This window comes from Rhizobacter sp. (genome assembly GCF_031412075.1).
In the GTDB taxonomy this organism is placed as follows: domain Bacteria; phylum Pseudomonadota; class Gammaproteobacteria; order Burkholderiales; family Burkholderiaceae_C; genus Rhizobacter.
Genome location: NZ_JANOCG010000463.1, coordinates 1 through 3,122, shown reverse-complemented (window position 1 = coordinate 3,122; position 3,122 = coordinate 1). Strand labels below are relative to the sequence as shown.

Annotated in this window: 3 protein-coding genes; all 3 read left to right on the top strand. The window is 64.4% G+C overall.

Annotated features, from left to right (window positions below; genetic code table 11):
- The first annotated feature begins 2 nt into the window (after positions 1-2).
- Positions 3-953, top strand: coding sequence for an alpha/beta fold hydrolase (locus RMO40_RS17580; RefSeq protein ID WP_309724212.1), 951 nt, complete (start codon positions 3-5; stop codon positions 951-953).
- Between the two features lie 49 nt (positions 954-1,002).
- A protein-coding gene (gene prfB / locus RMO40_RS17575; RefSeq protein WP_309724210.1) for a peptide chain release factor 2 occupies positions 1,003-2,107 on the top strand; the annotation gives its coding sequence in 2 pieces (ribosomal slippage) (positions 1,003-1,083 and positions 1,085-2,107; 1,104 coding nt in all).
- Between the two features lie 120 nt (positions 2,108-2,227).
- Positions 2,228-3,122, top strand: an 895-nt coding sequence (locus RMO40_RS17570) for a M1 family aminopeptidase (RefSeq protein ID WP_309724208.1), incomplete at its 3' end; no start/stop codon positions are given.

The window sequence follows — 3,122 nt, the reverse complement described above, 5'->3', positions numbered from 1 at the left end:
CAGTGCCGCGCATGAGTTCACACGATGTCTACCGGGTCAAACGCCCGAGCCGCAGCCGCTTCATCACCGTGCGCGGCCTGCGCCACCACGTGCTCGAATGGGGCGACGCCTCGATGGTCACGCCCGAGCGCCCGCCGCTGCTGATGCAGCACGGCTGGATGGACGTGGCGGCGTCGTTCCAGTTCGTCGTCGACGCGCTGCCGACAGATCGCCACGTGCTCGCGTTCGACTGGCGCGGCTTCGGCCTGACCGAGTCGCCTGCGGCCGACACCTACTGGCTGCCCGATTACCTGGGCGATCTCGACGCGGCGCTCGACCTGCTCTTTTTCAACGACGCACCGCGCTTTCCAGGGTCCACGCCCATCGATCTGCTCGGCCACAGCATGGGCGGCAACGCGGTGATGCTGTACGCCGGGCTGCGCCCGCAGCGCATCCGCCGGCTGGTCAACCTCGAAGGCTTCGGCATGCCGGCCACCGTGCCCACACTCGCGCCGAAGCGCTATGTCGCCTGGCTTGATGAACTGAAGCAGCCGGTCGAAATTCGCCCCTACCAGAGCGTCGACGCCGTGGCCGCGCGCCTGCGCAAGACCAACCCGCTGCTGCCGGCCGACCGCGCGGCCTGGCTGGCCAAGCACTGGTCCCGGCAAGACGAGCAGGGCCTGTGGCAGATCCTCGGCGACCCGGCGCACAAGCGCAGCAACCCCTTGCTCTACCAGGTTGACGAGGTGTTAGCCTGCTGGAAGCAGATCACCGCGCCGGTGCTGTGGGTCGAAGGCGACCAGACCGACGTGGGCAAATGGTGGGCCGGGCGCTACAGCAAGGCCCAGTTTCACGAGCGGCTGAAGGTGGTGGCCCGCCACGAGACGCACACGCTCTCGCCCGCCGGCCACATGCTGCACCACGACCAACCTGAGGCGCTGGCCCGGCGGTTGGAGGCCTTTTTAGCGGGTTGAACGACGTGCGCATGAAATAATGGCGGGCTTCAAAGAATGGAACCGCATCATGGACGTCGAACACATCAATGCCATTGGCAACTCCCTGGCCGACCTGACGAAGCGCACGGTCGACCTCCGGGGGTATCTTTGACTACGATCGCAAAGCTCTAAGACTCAACGAAGTCAACGCCGCGCTCGAGAACCCCAAGGTCTGGGACGAGCCCAAACGCGCGCAGGAGCTTGGGCGCGAGAAGCGCACGCTCGAAACCGTGGTCGAGACCATCAACCACCTCACGAGCAACCTGGCCGACAACACCGAGCTCTACGACATGGCCAAGGAAGAAGGCGACTTCGATTCCCTCTTGGCCATCGAGCTCGAAGCCAACAAGCTCGACACCACCGTCAAAGACCTCGAATTCCGCCGGATGTTCAACAACCCGGCCGACCCGCTCAACTGCTTCATCGACATCCAGGCCGGCGCCGGCGGCACCGAAGCCTGCGACTGGGCCAGCATGCTCTTGCGCCAGTACCTCAAGTACGCCGAACGCAAGGGCTTCAAGGCCACGATGGAAGACGAAACCGCGGGCGACATCGCCGGCATCAAGAGCGCCACCATCAAGGTGGAAGGCGAGTACGCCTTCGGCCTGCTGCGCACCGAGACCGGCGTGCACCGCCTGGTGCGCAAGAGCCCGTTCGATTCGGCCGGTGGGCGGCACACGAGCTTTGCCAGCCTCTTTGTCTACCCCGAAGTCGACGACACGGTCGAGATCGAGATCAACCCGTCGGACGTGCGCACCGACACCTTCCGCGCGAGCGGCGCCGGTGGCCAGCACATCAACAAGACCGACTCGGCCGTGCGGCTCACGCACATCCCGACCGGCATCGTGGTGCAGTGCCAGGACGGCCGCAGCCAGCACAGCAACCGCGACGTGGCCTGGAAGCGCCTGCGCTCGCGCCTGTATGACTTTGAAATGCGCAAGCGCATGGAAGAGCAGCAAAAACTCGAAGACACCAAGACCGATGTGGGCTGGGGCCACCAGATCCGAAGCTATGTGCTGGACCAGAGCCGCATCAAGGACTTGCGCACCAATGTCGAAATGTCCAATACCCAAAAGGTGCTGGACGGCGATCTCGATGTCTTCATCGAGGCCAGCTTGAAACAGGGTGTCTAGATGAAATGCCCAGCCTCTTCTCCGTTCGCCCTGAGCCTGTCGAAGGGCTGCGTGCACAGCGCTGGCTTCGACAAGCTCAGCCCGAACGGGGTTGGGCAACGAACAACAGGAGACCACTGAATGCGTGAAGGCACTGCCACTCTGATCCGCCGCGAGGACTACACCGCGCCGGCGTTCTGGATCAAGACCGTCGACCTGACCTTCGACCTCGACCCCATCAAGACGATGGTGATCAACCGCATGACGGTGGAGCGCAACATCGCGGTGCCGGCGCAGCCGCTCCGGCTGCATGGAGAAGACATCACGCTCACCCGCGTGCTGGTCAACAACGAGTCGGTGTCGTTCCGCCACGAAGACGGCATGCTGGTCATCGACAGCCTGCAAGACGTGCCGCCCGGCCCGTTCACGCTGGAGATCCGCAACACCTGCGCGCCCGAGAAAAACACGCAGCTGTCCGGCCTGTACACCTCAGGGGGCGGCTTCTTCACGCAGTGCGAAGCCGAGGGCTTTCGCCGCATCACCTACTTCCTGGACCGCCCTGATGTGATGGCGGTCTACACCGTCACGCTGCGCGCGGCCAAGACGCAGTACCCGGTGCTGCTGTCCAACGGCAACCTCATCGACCAGGGCGACATGATGGCCGGCGTGTACGGCCCGCGGCACTACGCCAAGTGGCACGACCCCTTCCCCAAGCCCAGCTATCTGTTCGCGCTCGTCGCCGCCGACCTGGTGGCGCGTGAGCAGCATGTGCGCACCCGTTCGGGCAAAGACCATCTGCTGCAGGTTTACGTGCGCCGCGGCGACCTGGAGAAGACCGAACACGCGATGAACTCGCTGATCGCGAGCGTGGTGTGGGACGAAGCGCGCTTCAAGCTGCCGCTCGACCTGGAACGTTTCATGATCGTCGCCGTGGGCGACTTCAACATGGGCGCGATGGAGAACAAGGGCCTGAACATCTTCAACACGAAGTACGTTTTGGCCAACCCGGCGACCGCCACCGACGCCGACTACGCCG